This is a genomic window from Pseudomonas canadensis, from assembly GCF_030980095.1.
GTDB lineage: Bacteria > Pseudomonadota > Gammaproteobacteria > Pseudomonadales > Pseudomonadaceae > Aquipseudomonas > Aquipseudomonas canadensis.
The window spans coordinates 3,754,613-3,770,785 of the sequence record NZ_CP133298.1; the positions used below are offsets into that span (position 1 = coordinate 3,754,613).

The 16,173-nt window shown below is 58.5% G+C and carries 27 protein-coding genes and 1 tRNA gene; 17 read left to right on the forward strand and 11 right to left on the reverse strand.

Annotation, left to right across the window (positions count from 1 at the left end; translation table 11 throughout):
* The first annotated feature begins 2 nt into the window (after positions 1–2).
* The 4 genes from RB216_RS17240 to RB216_RS17255 all read left to right on the forward strand — a co-directional run bounded on the left by RB216_RS17240 (position 3) and on the right by RB216_RS17255 (position 2,097).
* A complete protein-coding gene (locus tag RB216_RS17240) occupies positions 3–245 on the forward strand; it encodes a hypothetical protein (RefSeq protein WP_308907640.1) in 243 nt (80 codons plus the stop codon).
* On the forward strand, positions 242–712 hold the full coding sequence (locus tag RB216_RS17245; protein WP_308907641.1) for a hypothetical protein: 471 nt from the start codon (positions 242–244) through the stop codon (positions 710–712). Before RB216_RS17240 ends, RB216_RS17245 begins: the two co-directional genes overlap by 4 nt.
* A gap of 100 nt (positions 713–812) precedes the next feature.
* The gene (locus tag RB216_RS17250) at positions 813–1,667 is read left to right on the forward strand and encodes a hypothetical protein (protein ID WP_308907642.1); all 855 of its coding nucleotides are present in this window, start codon (positions 813–815) and stop codon (positions 1,665–1,667) included.
* Between the two features lie 94 nt (positions 1,668–1,761).
* Positions 1,762–2,097: a hypothetical protein gene (locus RB216_RS17255; RefSeq protein ID WP_308907643.1), complete on the forward strand. Its 336-nt coding sequence runs from the start codon at positions 1,762–1,764 to the stop codon at positions 2,095–2,097.
* Here the strand turns inward: RB216_RS17255 and RB216_RS17260 are convergent.
* On the reverse strand, positions 2,075–2,308 hold the full coding sequence (locus tag RB216_RS17260; protein WP_170045005.1) for a hypothetical protein: 234 nt from the start codon (positions 2,306–2,308) through the stop codon (positions 2,075–2,077). The genes RB216_RS17255 and RB216_RS17260 overlap by 23 nt on opposite strands.
* An 81-nt stretch (positions 2,309–2,389) precedes the next feature.
* On the opposite strand from RB216_RS17260, the gene RB216_RS17265 reads away from it, so the two are divergent.
* Positions 2,390–2,791: a hypothetical protein gene (locus tag RB216_RS17265; RefSeq protein ID WP_308907644.1), complete on the forward strand. Its 402-nt coding sequence runs from the start codon at positions 2,390–2,392 to the stop codon at positions 2,789–2,791.
* A gap of 39 nt (positions 2,792–2,830) precedes the next feature.
* Here RB216_RS17265 and RB216_RS17270 read toward each other — a convergent pair whose 3' ends face one another.
* Positions 2,831–3,112: a hypothetical protein gene (locus tag RB216_RS17270; RefSeq protein WP_308907645.1), complete on the reverse strand. Its 282-nt coding sequence runs from the start codon at positions 3,110–3,112 to the stop codon at positions 2,831–2,833.
* 90 nt (positions 3,113–3,202) lie between these two features.
* On the opposite strand from RB216_RS17270, the gene RB216_RS17275 reads away from it, so the two are divergent.
* Both RB216_RS17275 and RB216_RS17280 read left to right on the forward strand, forming a co-directional pair.
* Entirely contained in the window at positions 3,203–3,715 is a 513-nt protein-coding gene (locus RB216_RS17275) for an HNH endonuclease (RefSeq protein WP_308907646.1), read from the forward strand.
* 46 nt (positions 3,716–3,761) lie between these two features.
* Positions 3,762–4,712 (forward strand): phosphoadenosine phosphosulfate reductase domain-containing protein, encoded by a 951-nt coding sequence (locus tag RB216_RS17280; RefSeq protein WP_308907647.1) that lies wholly within the window; start codon positions 3,762–3,764, stop codon positions 4,710–4,712.
* A 48-nt stretch (positions 4,713–4,760) separates the two neighbouring features.
* Here the strand turns inward: RB216_RS17280 and RB216_RS17285 are convergent, their stop codons facing one another.
* Complete coding sequence (locus RB216_RS17285) at positions 4,761–5,447, reverse strand: hypothetical protein (RefSeq protein ID WP_308907648.1); 687 nt, start codon at positions 5,445–5,447, stop codon at positions 4,761–4,763.
* 60 nt (positions 5,448–5,507) lie between these two features.
* Here RB216_RS17285 and RB216_RS17290 point away from each other — a divergent pair, with 60 nt between their 5' ends.
* The 9 genes from RB216_RS17290 to RB216_RS17330 all read left to right on the forward strand — a co-directional run bounded on the left by RB216_RS17290 (position 5,508) and on the right by RB216_RS17330 (position 10,530).
* Positions 5,508–6,287, forward strand: coding sequence for a DUF2786 domain-containing protein (locus tag RB216_RS17290; RefSeq protein WP_308907649.1), 780 nt, complete (start codon positions 5,508–5,510; stop codon positions 6,285–6,287).
* Positions 6,288–6,614: 327 nt separating this feature from the next.
* Positions 6,615–7,151, forward strand: a complete 537-nt coding sequence (locus tag RB216_RS17295; protein ID WP_308907650.1) for a DUF4406 domain-containing protein — start codon at positions 6,615–6,617, stop codon at positions 7,149–7,151.
* 46 nt (positions 7,152–7,197) lie between these two features.
* A complete protein-coding gene (locus RB216_RS17300; RefSeq protein ID WP_308907651.1) occupies positions 7,198–7,398 on the forward strand; it encodes a hypothetical protein in 201 nt (66 codons plus the stop codon).
* 63 nt (positions 7,399–7,461) lie between these two features.
* A complete protein-coding gene (locus RB216_RS17305; RefSeq protein WP_308907652.1) occupies positions 7,462–7,785 on the forward strand; it encodes a hypothetical protein in 324 nt (107 codons plus the stop codon).
* On the forward strand, positions 7,782–8,225 hold the full coding sequence (locus RB216_RS17310; protein ID WP_308907653.1) for a hypothetical protein: 444 nt from the start codon (positions 7,782–7,784) through the stop codon (positions 8,223–8,225). The genes RB216_RS17305 and RB216_RS17310 overlap by 4 nt, the downstream gene beginning before the upstream one ends.
* Positions 8,226–8,274: 49 nt before the next feature.
* Entirely contained in the window at positions 8,275–8,520 is a 246-nt protein-coding gene (locus RB216_RS17315) for a hypothetical protein (RefSeq protein WP_308907654.1), read from the forward strand.
* Positions 8,517–8,951 carry a hypothetical protein gene (locus tag RB216_RS17320; protein ID WP_308907655.1) on the forward strand — a complete coding sequence of 145 codons (435 nt, stop codon included), beginning with the start codon at positions 8,517–8,519 and terminating at the stop codon, positions 8,949–8,951. The genes RB216_RS17315 and RB216_RS17320 overlap by 4 nt, the downstream gene beginning before the upstream one ends.
* Before the next feature lie 273 nt (positions 8,952–9,224).
* Complete coding sequence (locus RB216_RS17325; protein WP_068936822.1) at positions 9,225–9,461, forward strand: DUF4224 domain-containing protein; 237 nt, start codon at positions 9,225–9,227, stop codon at positions 9,459–9,461.
* 4 nt (positions 9,462–9,465) lie between these two features.
* Positions 9,466–10,530 (forward strand): tyrosine-type recombinase/integrase, encoded by a 1,065-nt coding sequence (locus tag RB216_RS17330; protein ID WP_308907656.1) that lies wholly within the window; start codon positions 9,466–9,468, stop codon positions 10,528–10,530.
* A gap of 117 nt (positions 10,531–10,647) precedes the next feature.
* Here the strand turns inward: RB216_RS17330 and RB216_RS17335 are convergent.
* Positions 10,648–10,738 (reverse strand) — tRNA-Ser (locus tag RB216_RS17335).
* Positions 10,739–10,890: 152 nt separating this feature from the next.
* On the opposite strand from RB216_RS17335, the gene RB216_RS17340 reads away from it, so the two are divergent.
* Complete coding sequence (locus tag RB216_RS17340) at positions 10,891–11,562, forward strand: Bax inhibitor-1/YccA family protein (protein ID WP_016977342.1); 672 nt, start codon at positions 10,891–10,893, stop codon at positions 11,560–11,562.
* Between the two features lie 62 nt (positions 11,563–11,624).
* On the opposite strand, the gene murB is transcribed toward RB216_RS17340, so the two are convergent.
* Genes murB through pocA form a run of 7 tightly spaced genes read right to left on the reverse strand, consistent with a single transcriptional unit; the run spans position 11,625 to position 16,146 of the window.
* The gene (gene murB / locus RB216_RS17345; protein ID WP_068936826.1) at positions 11,625–12,644 is read right to left on the reverse strand and encodes a UDP-N-acetylmuramate dehydrogenase; all 1,020 of its coding nucleotides are present in this window, start codon (positions 12,642–12,644) and stop codon (positions 11,625–11,627) included.
* On the reverse strand, positions 12,641–13,105 hold the full coding sequence (locus RB216_RS17350) for a low molecular weight protein-tyrosine-phosphatase (protein ID WP_010209653.1): 465 nt from the start codon (positions 13,103–13,105) through the stop codon (positions 12,641–12,643). Before RB216_RS17350 ends, murB begins: the two co-directional genes overlap by 4 nt.
* Positions 13,105–13,869, reverse strand: coding sequence for a 3-deoxy-manno-octulosonate cytidylyltransferase (gene kdsB, locus RB216_RS17355; RefSeq protein ID WP_028616766.1), 765 nt, complete (start codon positions 13,867–13,869; stop codon positions 13,105–13,107). The genes RB216_RS17350 and kdsB overlap by 1 nt, the downstream gene beginning before the upstream one ends.
* The gene (locus RB216_RS17360; RefSeq protein WP_003174668.1) at positions 13,866–14,051 is read right to left on the reverse strand and encodes a Trm112 family protein; all 186 of its coding nucleotides are present in this window, start codon (positions 14,049–14,051) and stop codon (positions 13,866–13,868) included. Before RB216_RS17360 ends, kdsB begins: the two co-directional genes overlap by 4 nt.
* A 24-nt stretch (positions 14,052–14,075) precedes the next feature.
* Complete coding sequence (gene lpxK, locus RB216_RS17365; RefSeq protein ID WP_028616767.1) at positions 14,076–15,086, reverse strand: tetraacyldisaccharide 4'-kinase; 1,011 nt, start codon at positions 15,084–15,086, stop codon at positions 14,076–14,078.
* A complete protein-coding gene (gene pocB / locus RB216_RS17370) occupies positions 15,086–15,514 on the reverse strand; it encodes a flagellar polar localization protein PocB (protein WP_010209650.1) in 429 nt (142 codons plus the stop codon). The genes lpxK and pocB overlap by 1 nt, the downstream gene beginning before the upstream one ends.
* The gene (pocA, locus tag RB216_RS17375; protein WP_016978182.1) at positions 15,511–16,146 is read right to left on the reverse strand and encodes a flagellar polar localization protein PocA; all 636 of its coding nucleotides are present in this window, start codon (positions 16,144–16,146) and stop codon (positions 15,511–15,513) included. Before pocA ends, pocB begins: the two co-directional genes overlap by 4 nt.
* Positions 16,147–16,173 lie beyond the last annotated feature (27 nt).

Consider the following 16,173-nt stretch of genomic DNA (forward strand, 5'->3'; position numbering starts at 1 on the left):
TCATGATCAGCAACCACCTCAACCTGGTTGAGCAGCAGCGTCAGCACGCCGACTCAATATCGGAGCGCACGGCGCAGTTCCTGGCGGCCGGCGGAACGATTTACCTGGGCGAAAGCCCGGCGATCAACCCGCCACCGCCGAAGCGCTCCACCAAGATCGACCCCGAGACCATTCTCAAGCGCCGCAAGCCGCCCATCACCCGGGCCGAGCGTAACGCGCTGCGCAAACTCGCGGAGGCATTATGAGCAAGCGCAAGCCGCATAACCTGCAGGCACGCATTGCCCGGTCGTGCCGCTCGCTGCTGGCATCCAATCACGTAGCGGTGGTCAACATCGACCCCAGCGGCCGCCAGGGCATGATCAATTACAAGTCGCTGAAGAACATCGCGCCGGGGAGGATCGGCCAGGCCGTCTGCGGTATCCCCCACCGGTGGACAATCTACCTCAGCGCCCTCTGCATCGACGCTCGCGGCGACCGCTACAGCAAATCCGTGGAGGTGGCGCCCGATGGCGTCTACCTCTCCGACCACTTGGAAGACGTGATCGAGCATTGCTACAAGAAGCTGCGCGACGAGGCCAACCAAAGCCAGATGGTGGCCTCGGGTTGGATTGCAATCCCTGAAGCGATCTCGCTGGACGAGGAGCACGCCGCGCGGATCTTCGAAGCTGTCGGCGCCTGGCGTCAGGTGAAGGTCGATTCATGCGCCGCATAACCCGCACCCAGCAACGCAGCTTTGGAGGATCACAACGACAAACTATCTCTTAAAACGCTTCACCCGAAACAACAACCAACCAAACTTGAAAGGAATCAACATGAAAAAGATCATCATGGCACTCGCATGCCTAGCATCCGTCACCGCAAATGCAGAGACATATTCAACATATCCGGAATCCCCTGGCACAGCTGCAGGATTCGTAACGTCTGTTGTTGAATACAACCCCGGCAGCGGAGCCTACGGCGATGGGGCGATTCAAAGTAATGTCCTTGGTGCTCCAAACGGAAACTATCTGTCCCTAGGAAAGCTGGGAAATGCTGTTTTTAAAGTCGGTCCCAATCCACTCAAAGCTGATGGAACTCCAGCGATCGATATTTACGTCTATGAGGCGGGTTGGTGGGACTCGTTCGACGTCTATATTTCAGCCAACAGTGTTTCCTACACAAAACTCGTACCGACTACTACTGCAAAAGCATCGGGCGGTTCCGGCTCATGGGTGGGCTTCAACATTGATGGTCAAGTCGATACCGCGCTCTCCTACCCTTATGTGAAGGTGGTCGATACCAGCAGCAACCCCAGCACCATTCCCGGTACAGACGGCGCCGATATCGACGGCATTATGATTACGCACGCAGCCGCTCCGACAGGAGACTATGTGATGTATGACACTGATATGTATCAGGGTAAAACCTACAACCTATACCAGGACAAAGACTCCGGGGCTGTGGGGGTGAAGGTAATTACCGCGACCGGTGCGGTTTCATACGTGCCTTTCTCAAGCGACGGCTCTCTCCTCCCGATCGCGGTCTCCGTGCAATCAGACGTCAATGGCGACTCGATCAACGACATAGATGTTTTGGTGACTCGTAAATCCGATAACGCACAGCTCAACATTTACCGAGACTTCAGCGGCGCGCTCCTCAAAGTAGTCGACAACTCCGCCATCAAGTAACACTGCGCCGCGTCGTCCGGACCCAAATATTGGGCGAGGACGACAACCGAATCAGCTGCAACCCATAAATACCGAATCGAATAAGAGGTAGGCCATGGCAGCAGTAACGCAGAAAGAACGCTCGGCCAAGACTGCCAGGAAGCGTGTAGCACTTGCCGAAGAGGAATTGAGACTCAGGGTTCGCCCCGGCACGCGCCAGGCGCTGGCCGACCTGATGGAGTGGTCAGGCATTACTGAGCAGGGCGAGGCGATGACGCTGATGATTCATCACCTCCATGCGATGGGGTCCGCGAAGTGCCAGCCTCTACTGAATCCGCCGCGCCACGAAATCGAGATATCGCAAAACGTGGCGCGGGAATTCCGAAATAAAAGCCTGCTCGCCATCCAGAAAGACCCAGGCGATGAGATTATTTCACCCAGCCATCAATGACTTTCCTTGCTTCAGCGGTCTTGGCTGATTTGGCTTCCTCATAAGTCGGCCATGAATGATCGCTGTCATTGCGCCAAGGCAAATCGCCGACTTTGAGTCGTGCGGTGATTCCATTCTGGTGCTGGGTGAAGTCGATCGTGAATTCGTAACCACGATATTCAGTAGTAAACATAGGCAGCATCGACACTTCTTCTCCTTGATCCGGCTCCATGCCGGTCACCCGTAATACCCCAACACAAACCAAAATGCCACCACCGGTAACCGGAGGGCGGCGCCTGACTGGAGATAATCCATGACCCACAACTGCGCGTACGTCCGGCAGCACTATCAGGTGCCGGCCGAAATCGGCCGCCGCGTCATTGCCTACGGGAAGCCCGGTGTCATCCTGGCAGATCGCGGCCACTACATCGGCGTGGTGCTGGATGATGACCCGAAGAAGCGCATCGGAAACTACCACCCGACCCACGAAATTCAGTACGGCGAAATGGCCGCGACCCTACCGCTCAAAGAGTGGCTGGTCCTTCCGTTCAACCATGACTGGGATGATTTGAGCTGGGACAAGGAAGCTCGGGAAGATCTGGTTCGGGTGTGGGCAGCAACCCGAAGCCAGGCCAGATACAAGGCCTATGAGCGGCTTCAGGATTACTGCCACAGCATCAAGGCGATGCTGCACTTCAAAGTTCGGCGCGCATGAATAGCAGTACGTTGTTGCGCTCAACAGGGCGTCGAGTATCTAAAGCTCCGAAATCTGAATTACGGTCAGGGCAACCTGCATCAGAGCCGCAATTGCAGCACAACTCGCTGCCCGCGCACTGATTCTACTTTGCTTCATCATGCTGGAAACCAGCTCTATCTCGCGGCCATCAACATGGTAGGTAAGCGCCGTATTGCCGAGGGGGGCATCACTAAACAAAACTTCTGCTTTGGTGGAAGCGCGCCACAATACACAGGAAGCAAGCCCAAATATTGCGGCGGCTGAACCAAACAAAACTTTGACAATTCCCAACGTATCCATCTTAGAAATCCTTTTTCGTGCCGTCACTATGCCGGTCACCCGTAGTACCCCATATCAAACCAGAGATCCACTACCCAACTCGGTGACGACATGCCGGATATGTACTCAGAGCAGCGCACGCGGCTGCTCAAAGAAAAGATCGCCTACGCCCCAGAGACCGGCTTGTTCACCTGGAGGGTAGATCACTGCCGTCGCAAGGCAGGCGAAGCGGCTGGATCAATAAAGCCCGATGGCTATGTCTACCTGAAGCTCCACGGACAAACCTACGGCGCGCACCGGGTTGCATGGATGTTGATCACGGGGTCATGGCCGGAAGGCCCAATTGACCATCGAGACGGAGACCGGAGTAACAACCGACAGACAAACCTGAGGGCCGCCACCAGAGCGCAGAACAACGCAAATGTGCCTGGTCGTGGTGCGTCAGGCCTGAAAGGCGTGTGCTACAGCAAGACTGATCACAAGTGGAAGGCTCAACTCTGTATCAATGGCAAGCAGACATGCCTGGGTTACTTCCATACGCCCGAGCAGGCTCATGCCGCATACCTATCAGCAGCCAACCAGCATCAAGGCGAGTTTGCGCACCACAGATCACGAACAGCCTGAACACCCCCCCCCATAAACGAATCACGCCAGCCGGCGAGGATCCCCTATGCCTACTCACAACATCGTCAGCATGAGCGGCGGTAAAGACAGCACGGCAACTCTGCTGGTCGCCCGCGAGCTGGAGGTGTCGAACCTCAGCGCTGTCGTCGCCGACACCGGGCATGAGCATCCAGAGACTTACGACTACATCCACTATCTGGCTGAAGCCACTGGTGTTCCCATCCGGTGGGTGAAGGCAGACTTCTCCCGGCAGATCGCCGGCAAGCGCAAGTTCATCGAGACCAAGTGGCGCGAAAAAGGTGTAGCGGAATCGGTGGTGCTTGGCGCCCTGGAAGTCCTTCACCCGACTGGCAACCCGTTCCTGGACCTTTGCCTGTGGAAAGGCCGATTCCCCAGCACCAAAGCACGCTTCTGCACCGACGAACTCAAGCGCAATCCAATCATCGAGCAGGTATACCTACCGCTCATGGACGGACAAAACATGCTGCTGTCCTGGCAGGGCGTGCGGGCCGACGAGTCGCTGAGCAGAAAATACCTGCCTGAGTGCGAGGAGGTTGGAGGCGGCCTGTTCAATTACCGGCCCATCTTGAAGTGGACAGTTGACTCCGTCTTCGAGGCTCACCGGGCCGCCGGCATCAAACCCAATCCCTTGTACCTGCAGGGCTGCAATCGCGTTGGCTGCATGCCCTGCATCATGTGTGCGAAAGACGAGCTCCGGCAGATCGCGTCCCGGTGGCCAGAGGAAGTTGACCGGGTGCGCGAGTGGGAGCGACTGGTGAGCATCGCCAGCAAGCTCGGGGCCGCCACGTTCTTCGCCACCGTCACTGACCCCACCGTACGGTCAGATGACAAGGTGAGCGCCGTCACGCACGGAATTGACAGGATCGTCGACTGGAGCAACACCGCGCGGGGCGGCCGCCAATTCGACATGGTCGACCTCATCGCCCGCACCGACAGCCAGAACATCTGCTCCTCAGCCTACGGGCTTTGCGAGTAACACTATTCCCCATCTAGCAACGCCCTACATAGTAATTTGGCGCCGCACCTACTCAAGTGTTTGGCTCCCTTTTTCAACCTCAACATTTAAATCAAGAATTTTTAATAAACGAGGCCCAACTAGAGCAAGGATCTCCTGAGCACTCGTAAACTCTGAGACTGAGAGCTCCACAGATAAACCAATAAGGCTTTTAACATTCCCTAGCGCTTTATCTTTATCTGCAAGTGCGGGTTCGGCCGCCTTTAGCCTCTGCGCCAAAGAGCCATGATCGAGTTCGAAGATTTTTAGCGCCGCCTCAGACATCGCCTCTGCTTGCCGTTGTTGGTTCGCGATCAACACATCAATCAGCTTAAATTGATTTGATAGGTAGTCTTGGACTGAAGATCTCTGAGATTCTTCTATCGAAATTTTCAACTGTGCATCTTGTCGTTCGAGCGATGAAACCTGTTGGCTATTCAGCGCTATAAACTCTTGCTTCTGGGTGTCTAGCAATTCTCGCTGCATATAAACCGTCTTAAGCACAGCGAGCAATGTCACGAAAGACACTAGAGGCCCGAAAACACCTCCCATATAACTCCCGAAGTTTGACCAGTCAGTGGAGTTATCTGACAACCCGCCACTAAATTTCAAACGATAAAAAAAAATCGCTATCGCCAGCGACACCAGAATGCTCGCGCTCGAATAGAACCAAAAACTCGTGAGCGTAGTTGAAAGTTTGTTTGGCTTCTTGTTCACGTGACCTCCATTTCATTTTTTCAAAATGATCGCATAAAGCTATCAAATGAGGCATCCCCTATGTCCGCACAACAGATCGACGAAAAGAAGCTTGAGCGCGCGATCCGCAAAATCAAGCACTGCCTGGCACTAGCCCAGAGCGCCAACGAGAACGAAGCTGCAACGGCACTTCGGCAGGCGCAGGCATTGATGCGCGAATATCGGCTGACTGAAATGGATGTGAAGTTGAGCGACGTAGGTGAGGTTGAGTCGGCCTTGTTCCGCGCCAAACGTCGACCAGCGTGGGATCGGCAGCTGAGCATCGCTGTAGCAGAAGCATTCAGCTGCACAACTCTGCGGCGCCGGACGTGGTGCTCCGCAAAAGCCCAAATCATTGAGTGCGCGACATTCGTCGGCGTTTCTCCCGCCCAGAACATCGCCCTGTACGCGTATGAGGCACTGCACACCAAGCTTACACAGGCGCGCAAGGAGTACTGCTCGGGCGTCAGGTCTGGAGTTCATCGCAGCCAGTATTCGGCAGAAACTGCCGGCGATCACTTTGCACTGGCGTGGGTCTGGGAGGTTCAAGCGAAGCTGAAAGCGCTTGTGCCTCAAGGCGAAGATGATCCGCTCGGGAGCCCCGCCACCGGCCAAGACTTAGTCGCAATTCAGGCGCAGGACAAGGCACTGATCAGCGAATATCTCGCTACCAAAGAGATCGGGGAATCCAGGAAAAGCAAAGCCGTAGAGTTGGATTTGAATGCTCAAATCGCCGGGATGCTCGCTGGCAGCAAAGTTGAACTGCACGCAGGCATCGCGCGCGGCGGCGAGGACGCCATTGCGCTATCCGTAATCGCCTGACCGCCCTCCTCCCCTTCACAGACCCGGCATGGACCGGCAATCGGCAAGAGCAAGACCGTCACCGCGTTTCGCTGGGTGGCCGGCGGCTATTGCATCAGTTGGCGAGCTGGTCAGCAAGCGCCAGGCGGTATGCCGTCTTTGTTGAAGTCCTTCAGGCGCTCCCGCTCTTCTTCGGTGGAATGCGCCGGGGTTTCTTGCTCCGTCTCGTTCTTCTTTTCTTCAGTCATCGTTATGTCCTCTGGGTGGTAGCTGTTTCGGCATCTGGTGGAATCAGCAGTTCAAATCAATCTACTCCACCGCCCGGGCATGGCCAGGCAGGTACTCCTCATGCCTACAGAAAACCGCAAGCCAGACATTCGCAGCGTAGTAACTGACTCACTGGTCGGAATGATCGCCGCCGTGACTCGAACAACGCCACCAGCGAACGAGCCGTTGCCGTCGTTCATCCAGGCGCCGATTGATCGGGCGGTAGATCGCATCAAGGCCTTCGTGCTGCCCGGTGTCACGCTCCAAGCTGCCCGCGCCAACCGTGTGTACGTGGCGGGTCCGATGACTGGCTTCGACGACTTCAACTACCCGGCCTTCAACGCCGTGGCCGATCAGTTGCGCGCCCAAGGCTACGAAGTCGAGAACCCCGCAGACCACGGCATCGTCGAGGGTGCCCAGTGGGCAGACTACATGGCCTACGACCTGACCCGCCTGGGCCTCTGCGGTGTGATCGCCCTGCTACCCGACTGGGAGAAGTCGCAAGGCGCCCGCCTGGAAGTCCTGATCGCCGAACGCCTCGGCATGACGGTTGTGAATGCCCATGAACTGGTAACGAGGGAGAATGCCGCAGTACCAACATTTTCCAAGCTGATGTAAAAAGTACAGCTGCCATTTAAGACATTCACTGGATTCCGACCAACCCATGCTGATCATTCGTACTGGAACAGTTTTGACTGGCGAATACGCCGGTTGGGCGATAGAAGTTCGGGATGACCGCGCAGGTGAAACCGGAGGTTATTACCTGTTCCTGGTCCAGAACGAATCAAATGGTTTCGATTCTTGGTTTGAACTCATAGAGCAGCTGCACGAACAAATTTCAGAACTCAACGTTCGCTGGAATTAGCGCCTCACTCTTTCGCCCCCCTCCCCCTTCAAAGTCAGCCGCTATAGCGGCAAGGACGAAGTCATGCCCGAAGAAACTGTCTTGATACGGCCACTGCCGGTTGAACGTGACTCCACCGGTTGCTGGACCCACCCAGCTTGGCCATCGACTGATGATGAGCTGATTCCATACGCCTGGTTCACAGATCGGGGGCTGGAGGTTCGTGAGCGGAATTTCGAGGACGACGCCCCGGATCAGTTGCAGGCGGCCTGGTTTGCCAGCGGTATCGCCGACTGTTCGGCCTGGGCACCAACACAACCTGCTGGTGCCGGCTGGTTCATCTTTTCGATCCACGACACTGACGATGGCCCTATCTGCGTGTGGGTGCGACAGGCGGTGACGCCATGAGCCGCAGCGGATATTGCGATGACGGCGAAAACACCTGGGCTTTGGTCTGCTGGAGAGGCGCCGTGAACTCAGCGCTGCGGGGCAAGCGCGGCCAGGCCTTCCTGAAAGAATTGGCAGAAGCGATGGACGTAATGCCTGTTAAGCGCCTGGTGACCGAAGAGCTTCAGGCGGAAGGCGAATTCTGCACGCTTGGGGTTGTTGGCAATGCGCGCAGCCTGGACATGTCGGTGATTGATCCAGATGACTCGCAGGCCGTCGCGAACAAGTTTGGTCTGGCCGAAGCCATGGTCCGGGAAATCGTGTGGGAGAACGACGAACACCCAGGCGTTTACGGGCTCAGGGCGGATGGCACCACCGGATGGCGGCCTGAAACGCCGGAAGAGCGCTGGACCAGGATGCGCGAATGGGTCGAAGCGCAAATCAAGCGGGTGATGCCATGATCGCCACCCTCTGGTTCGCCTACGTGTTCATCTACAAGGGGCCAAGGCCATGAACATCTATCGACACACCTTCGCAGCCGTCTGCCCTTCCGATGGCGAGACGATCATTTACCGGCTAGAGCTGAAGTCGACGGTCATGATCCACGTCGAGCACATCCGCGCGTCGACAGCCCTGATCAAAAAGGGTTGGCACGAACAGATCGCCGACCGCCTGGCTGAATCCCTGGGCGGCGATCAGACCATCATCGCCACGCACCAGGGCGTTGAAATTCAAACAGTGAGGCTTAGAGGATGATTGCGTACCACGGCACGCCAGTCGGAGGCACCCGCCAGGACGGCGCCCGGTTCCTTGCCGGCCGGCATGCCCTGGTGCCTTTCCCGCGCCAGGACGACATGGGCATCGTGGCCGATGTGTGCCAGTCGTTCGTGTTCGACAACGGTGCATTTTCTGTCTGGAAGAAAGGCGGAAAGCTGGATGACGACCAAGGCCGACCAGCATGTCGCCTCCACGGCCTTCGGATGCTAGACCCTGCAATATTTCAAAGTCTGCCATTCGCATCAGCCGACAGCACGAACGCCGCGGTGAACGGCGGGAGTATCAGCCGGTTCGGCATGTACGCCCCACCAACTGCCGGCCAGCGCGCCAACGTCATCGCGGACCGCATCGAGCCCCACAACAGTTCCCCGATCTGGCAGCGAGAAGCCCAGGCCGAAATGGCGCTGTAACCCAATCCCCCTACATGCCTGCCGGTGAGCATCAAGGCTGTTTCTTGCTCTTCGCCAAGCCACAAACCATCAAAACTAAACCGGTAATCCACAGGGCTGTCGCAGTCATCGCAATGCCGCAGATTACCAACGGGATCCCAGTCAAAAACAAAGGGTTTCTAAACGCCTTATCCATTTCGCGCCACCTGTAAGAATTTTTTCTCATTAAAGCACAAGTGCCTGCCGCAAAGCGGTGGGCCACTTTCTGCCGCCCAGCGCGGCAAGGACACCACTATGGAAATTCAAAGCGAAACCCTTGCCGAGGAAGAGATCGCGGCAATCACCGGTTACATGATCCCGTCAGGCCAGATCGCCTGGCTCAATCGAAACGGCTGGAAGTATGTGCTGACCCGCGCGCGCCGACCTGTAGTAGGCCGCGTCTACGCCCGCATGAAACTGGCAGGCGTAAAACCATCAGCAGAGAATGTCGCGGCCGAAGCCTGGTCACTGGATCTGTCAAAAGTAGGATAAATCGATGCGAGCAAAAAAGGCGGCAAACAGGGACCTGCCGCCGCGAATGATTCGGCGCGTGCGCACGCTGAAAGGCGGCAAAGAGTGGGTTGGGTATTACTACGACGGGAGGAATGAAGACGGGAAGCGGGTGGAAATTCCGCTCGGGGGTGACTTGGATATCGCCAAGGCTGAATGGGCAAAGCTCGATTGCAAGCCGGTTCCGAAAAAGAACGCTCTCCTGGGCCAGGTGTTCGACCGATACGAGCGGGAGATCATCCCAGGCAAGGCGCCCAAGACACAAAGCGATAACCGGCTGAGCCTGAAACAGCTGCGCAATCTGTTCAGTGACGCGCCTATCGATGCGGTTACGCCGCAGATTATTGCGCAGTACCGCGACAGTCGCACCGCCAAGGTTCGAGCCAACCGGGAGATCTCCCTGTTGTCACACATCTACAACATCGCACGCGAGTGGGGACTGACTGAGGCCAACCCCGCCGCCGGTGTGCGTAAGAACAAAGAGGCGCCGCGCGATTTCTACGCCAGCGAGGAAATCTGGAGCGCTGTATACGCGGTGGCAGCCTCAGAGCTGCGCGATGCAATGGATCTGGCATACCTGACTGCCCAGCGCCCGGCTGACACGCTGTCAATGCGGGAGGCCGACGCGGTTAACGAATTCCTGCAGGTATCCCAAGGCAAGACGTCCAAGAAGCTGCGGATCCGCCTGACGGCCGCCGGTGCGCTGAATGATTTGGGCATGCTGGTTGAGCGCCTGATTGCGCAGAGACGCGCGCGGGGGGTTCGAAACCCTTATCTGATCGTCACGGAGGACGGGAGGCAAGTGACCAAGCACATGCTGCGACTGCGTTTTGACGATGCGCGCGACAAGGCAATCGTCATCGCCAGGGGCGCAGCTGATGGGGTGTTGGCCGCGAGTATTCGGCAGTTCCAGTTCCGTGACATCCGTCCGAAAGCGGCCAGCGAAATCCTGGACCTGGGTGATGCCAGCCGACTGCTGGGGCACACCGACAAACGCATAACCGAGACGGTTTACAGGCGTGTCGGGGAGATCGTGAAACCGACCCGCTGACATCGAGTTGCGGAAACTGCCTGAAATGATGCGGAAACGATTAGGTGTTTAACTGAAAGCATCGTCAAACCCCAGAAACACAAAAGCCCCGCTAGTGCGGGGCTTTCGTTTGAATCTTGGCGGGAAACCAGGGATTCGAACCCTGGAGACGCTATTAACGTCCGCCGGTTTTCAAGACCGGTGCATTCAACCACTCTGCCAATTTCCCTTGTGCATCACAGGATTATAGTAGCCCATCCCGTCTCAGCGGGCGCCATAATACCCGAATGAAACACACTGTCAAACTCTTGCCATCGCTTGTTACAGAGCGTCTGTTATGATCTTTGCGACTGAACGTTTCAAAACCGAAGGAGTGTCGCCATGCGCGAACAGAATTACGCAGTGAATGGTAACGCGCAGGCTGAGCAGCTTGAAGTCAGCCGCGTGTTGCGCAACACCTATGGCCTGCTCGCCCTTACCCTCGCATTCAGCGGCGTGATGGCGTTCGTGGCCCAGCAGATGCGCGTCGGCTACCCGAATATCTTTGTCGTGCTGATCGGCTTCTATGGCCTGTTCTTCCTGACCAACAAGCTGCGTGACTCGGCCTGGGGCCTGGTGTCGGCGTTTGCCTTGACCGGTTTCATGGGCTTTATCCTCGGCCCGATCCTCAACCGTTACCTCGGCATGGCCGGCGGCGCGGAAGTGGTCAGCTCGGCGTTTGCCATGACCGCACTGGTGTTTGGTGGCCTGTCGGCCTACGTGCTGATCACCCGCAAGGACATGAGCTTCCTGGGTGGTTTCATTACCGCTGGTTTCTTCGTGTTGCTGGCGGCTGTGGTTGCGAGCATGTTCTTCCAGATCAGCGGCCTGCAATTGGCGATCAGCGCAGGTTTTGTGCTGTTCTCCTCGGTGTGCATCCTGTTCCAGACCAGCGCGATCATCCACGGTGGTGAACGTAACTACATCATGGCGACCATCAGCCTGTATGTGTCGATCTACAACCTGTTCATCAGCTTGTTGCAGATCTTCGGCATCATGAGCCGCGACGACTGATTGTCAGCACAATAAAAAATGCCCCGCATCGAAAGATGCGGGGCATTTTTGTTTGAAGGGGCTTAATACTGGTTGGGCTCCATTTCCAGATCGACCTTGAAACGCTCTGCAATGTCGCGCTGGATACGCTGGGCCAAGTTCGCAATATCGTGCCCTGTGGCATCGCCATAGTTGACCAACACCAGCGCCTGCAACTTGTGCACGCCGGCATCGCCGTCACGGAAACCCTTCCAGCCTGCCTTGTCGATCAGCCAGCCGGCCGCAAGCTTCATCTGCCCATCGGCCTGCGGGTACGCCACCAGGTCCGGATAGCGCGCCTGCAGCTCAGCCGCCAGCACCTGGGACACCAGCGGGTTCTTGAAGAAGCTGCCCGCATTGCCCAGCTCGGCCGGATCGGGCAGTTTTTCCCGGCGGATGCTGCAGATCGCGCGGCTGACGTCACTCGGTGTTGCCTCGGTGATCCCCTGCCCCGCCAGGCGCTGCTGCACCGGACCGTAGTCGAGTTTCAGGCGGCTGGCGCGGCTCAGGGCAAAGCGCACCCGCAAGATCAGCCAGCGCGCGGTCTCGTGTTTGAACAGACTGTCGCGGTAGGCAAAGTTGCATTCTTCCAGGCTGAAATCGCGCAACTCGCCGGTGTGACGATCCAGAGCGGTCAGGCCGGCGAATACATCCTTGATCTCGACACCGTAGGCGCCGATATTCTGCATGGGCGCGGCGCCAACGGTGCCGGGGATGAGGCTGAGGTTTTCCAAGCCGCAGAAGCCTTGTTCCAGGGTCCATAGCACGAACGGATGCCAGGCCTCGCCGGCTTCGGCCTCGACCACCACCTGCGTGCCGTCGTCGTGCAACACACGGATGCCCTGGCTGGCCATGCGCAGCACCAGCGCCGGAATGTCCTGGGTCAACAGCAAGTTGCTACCGCCGCCGATCACCAGCAGCGGCACCGCGTGTGCCGCCGAATAGGCCAAGGCCTCACGGACATCATCGTCGCTGCGGGCCTCGGCGAACAGCTGGGCACGCACGTCAATGCCAAAGCTGTTGAATGGCTTGAGCGACACCTGCGCAAGCACCTGCAAGGTCATAACCGCCCCTTCAATTCGATCACCAATAAATCACAGGCACGTTCAATCAGGTCCAGGACCCGTTCAAAGCCTTGTTCGCCTTCGTAATACGGGTCCGGCACTTCGTCCACTTCGGCGTCGTAACGGCGCAGGAAAAGGTCCAGCTCAGCCTTGCCCTGGCCCGGCTGCAGGGCCTTGAGGTTGCGCAGATTGCTGTGATCCATGGCCAGGATCAGGTCATAGCGCGCAAAGTCGGCGCGAGAAACCTGCTGGGCACGCTGGGCCGACAAATCGTAGCCGCGCACCAACGCCGCACGCTGGCTGCGCTGGTCCGGCGGGTTGCCGACATGCCATTCACCCGTCCCGGCGGACGCGACCTCGACCTGCCCCGCCAGCCCCGCTTCGCGCAATTTATGGCGCAGCACGCCTTCTGCGGTGGGCGAGCGGCAGATATTGCCCAAGCAGACAAACAGAACCTCCATCAGGCCCCCAGCAGGCGACGGACGCGCTCAAGGTCTTCCGGAGTGTCAACACCGGCCGGCGGTGCTTCCAGCGCATCGCCCACGTGGATGCGCACGCCATGCCACAGGGCCCGCAGTTGCTCCAGGGACTCGGTATTTTCCAGCCAGCATGGGCCCCAACTGACGAAGTCATGCAGGAAACCGGCGCGGTAGGCGTAAATGCCGATATGGCGACGGTAAGGCACGCCCTCCGGCAACACGTCAGGCTGCTTGGCGAAGGCGTCGCGCGCCCAAGGCAAGGTCGAACGGCTGAACGTCAGCGCCAGGCCGTTGATGTCACTGACTACCTTTACCACGTTCGGATTGAACAGGGTCTCGATGTCTTCAATCGGCTCGGCCAGGGTCGCCATGCGTGCTTCGCCATGGGCGGCCAGGTTGGCGGCCACCTGGTCGATCACACTGGGCGGGATCAGGGGTTCGTCGCCTTGCACGTTGACCACGATGGCGTCAGGCGCCAGGCCAAGCTGGGTGGCGACTTCGGCCAGGCGGTCGGTGCCAGAGTTATGGTCTTCGCGGGTCAGCACCGCCTCGGCACCGAAGCCCTTGCAGGCTTCGATGATGCGCGGGTCGTCGGTGGCCACCACCACGCGCTCGGCGCTGCTCTTGCAGGCCTGTTCCCACACCAGCTGGATCATCGGCTTGCTGCCGATCAGTTGCAGCGGCTTGCCCGGCAGGCGGGTCGAGGCGTAGCGGGAAGGAATGACAACGGTAAAGGCGGTGGTCATTTATCCAGGCGCTCATCGGTGGTCAGGGTGCGAGCTTCGCTTTCCAGCATCACCGGGATGCCATCACGGATCGGGTAAGCCAGGCCGGCGCCTTTGCTGATCAGCTCGGTTTTGTCGGCGCTGAGCTTGAGCGGGCCTTTGCAGATCGGGCAAGCGAGGATATCGAGCAATTTGGTGTCCATGAGTGTTTCCTGGAAAGCAGCGGTTTAAGGCAAAAGGCGGGCAGGCAACAGACGCATCAGCTGCGTGTCGAACCAGGCGACGAACGCCGGCGACGGCAGTGCATCCACCGCAAGGTACCACCAGTCGGGCTGGGCAAAGGCGCGGCACTTCACCGCGTCCTTCTCGGTCATGACCAGCGGCAATGACGGCGTAAAATTCAGGACTTCGGCGCTGTAAGTCGCGTGGTCGGCAAACCCATGGGGTATCGGCTGCCAGTGTAGCGTTTCAAGGGTATTGAAGAAACGTTGCGGGTTGCCGATGCCGGCAACCGCATGCACCTGCTGACCTGCTGGAAAATGATCCACCGGCTGCCGCTCGCCGGTCAGCAGGTTGACCAGTGCGGTGGGCTGCAAGCGAAAGGCGAAACCATCGTCTCGATCACTGGCGGCGCCGTTGTACAACAGCGCATCGACGCTCTGCAGACGTTCAACAGGCTCACGCAACGGTCCCGCCGGCAGGCAACGGCGGTTGCCCAGGCCCCGGGCAGCGTCGATCAGCACCAGTTCAAGGTCACGGGCCAGGCGGTAGTGCTGGAGACCGTCGTCGGAGAGGATCAGGTCCAGGGTTTCGCTGGCCAGCAGCGCCTGGACCGCACGGCTGCGATCGGGGTCAATCATCAACGGCACGCCGCAGCGCTGCACGATCAACAAGGGCTCATCACCCGCCACTTCGGCGCTCTGGCTGCCTTCGACCCGCCATGGCAACTGCGGCGGCTTGGCGCCATACCCTCGACTGACCACACCTACGCGCAAGCCGCTGCGTCGGCAGTGTTCGATCAGCCACAGGATCAACGGCGTCTTGCCGGTGCCACCCACGGTGATATTACCGACCACCACCACCGGCACCGGCGATTGATAGATCTCGCCCTCACCCGCCAGGAAGCGTGCACGCTTGCGCTGCACCACCCGGCGATACAAGGACTCCAGCGGCCGCAACAGCGCAAGCGCCGGATGGCCCTCGTACCAGGCCTTGAGCAAACGATCAGACAGGGCCATCAGGGTTGGCCCGCCGCCTCGACAGTGGTCATGCGCAAATGGCTGAAACCGAGTTTGCCGGCGGCGTCCATTGCGGTGATCACGGCCTGGTGCTGGGTCTTGCCATCAGCACTGATCGACAGCGGCAGCTTAGTGTCGCCGCCGGACTCTTTCTGCAAGGCATCCATCAGGCTGGCCAGGTCGTTTTTCTCGAGTAACTGGTTATTCACCGAAAACACCCCGTCGGCGCTGATGGCGATGTCCAATTGCTTGACTTGCTGGTCCTCGGCCGGCGAACCGCTCACGGCCTCCGGCAGGTCGACGCGCAGTTCGGTCTGCCGGGTGAAGGTGGTGGTGACGACAAAAAACAGCAGCAGGATAAACACCACATCGATCAGCGACGCGAGGTTGATATCGACGTTTTCCCGTTGCTTGCGGCGAAATTTCACGCTTTGCCCCCAACCAGGTCCACGTCACGGTCGCCCTGCACCACTTCCACCAGTTTGATGGCTTCCTGCTCCATGCCCACCACAAGCTCATCGATACGGCGTTGCAGGAAGCGGTGGAAGAACACCGAGGGGATACCCACCATCAGGCCTGCGGCCGTGGTGATCAGCGCCTTGGAGATACCACCGGCCAGTACGGCCGCGTTGGTGGTCATGCCGGAGCCCATGAACGAGCTGAAGATATCGATCATGCCCAACACCGTACCGAGCAAGCCGAGCAACGGCGCCATGGCGGCGATGGTGCCGAGGGCGTTGATGTAGCGTTCCAGTTCATGGATGACGCGGGCGGCGGCTTCCTCGATGCACTCTTTCATAATCTCGCGACCGTGCTTGGAATTGGCCAGCCCGGCAGCGAGGATCTCACCCAACGGGGAATTGGCGCGCAGCTCCTTGAGTTTTTCCTTATCGAGCTGTTTGTTCTTGATCCAGGACCAGACCTGCCCCAGCAAATGCTCGGGGGTCACGCGGCTGGCGCGAAGGGTCCACAGGCGTTCGGCGACGATGCCGAGTGCGGCGATAGAACTCATGATGATCGGCAACATCATCCAGCCGCCGGATTTGACCAATTCCCACACAGTGAATATCCCCTCGAAAAAGTGCGC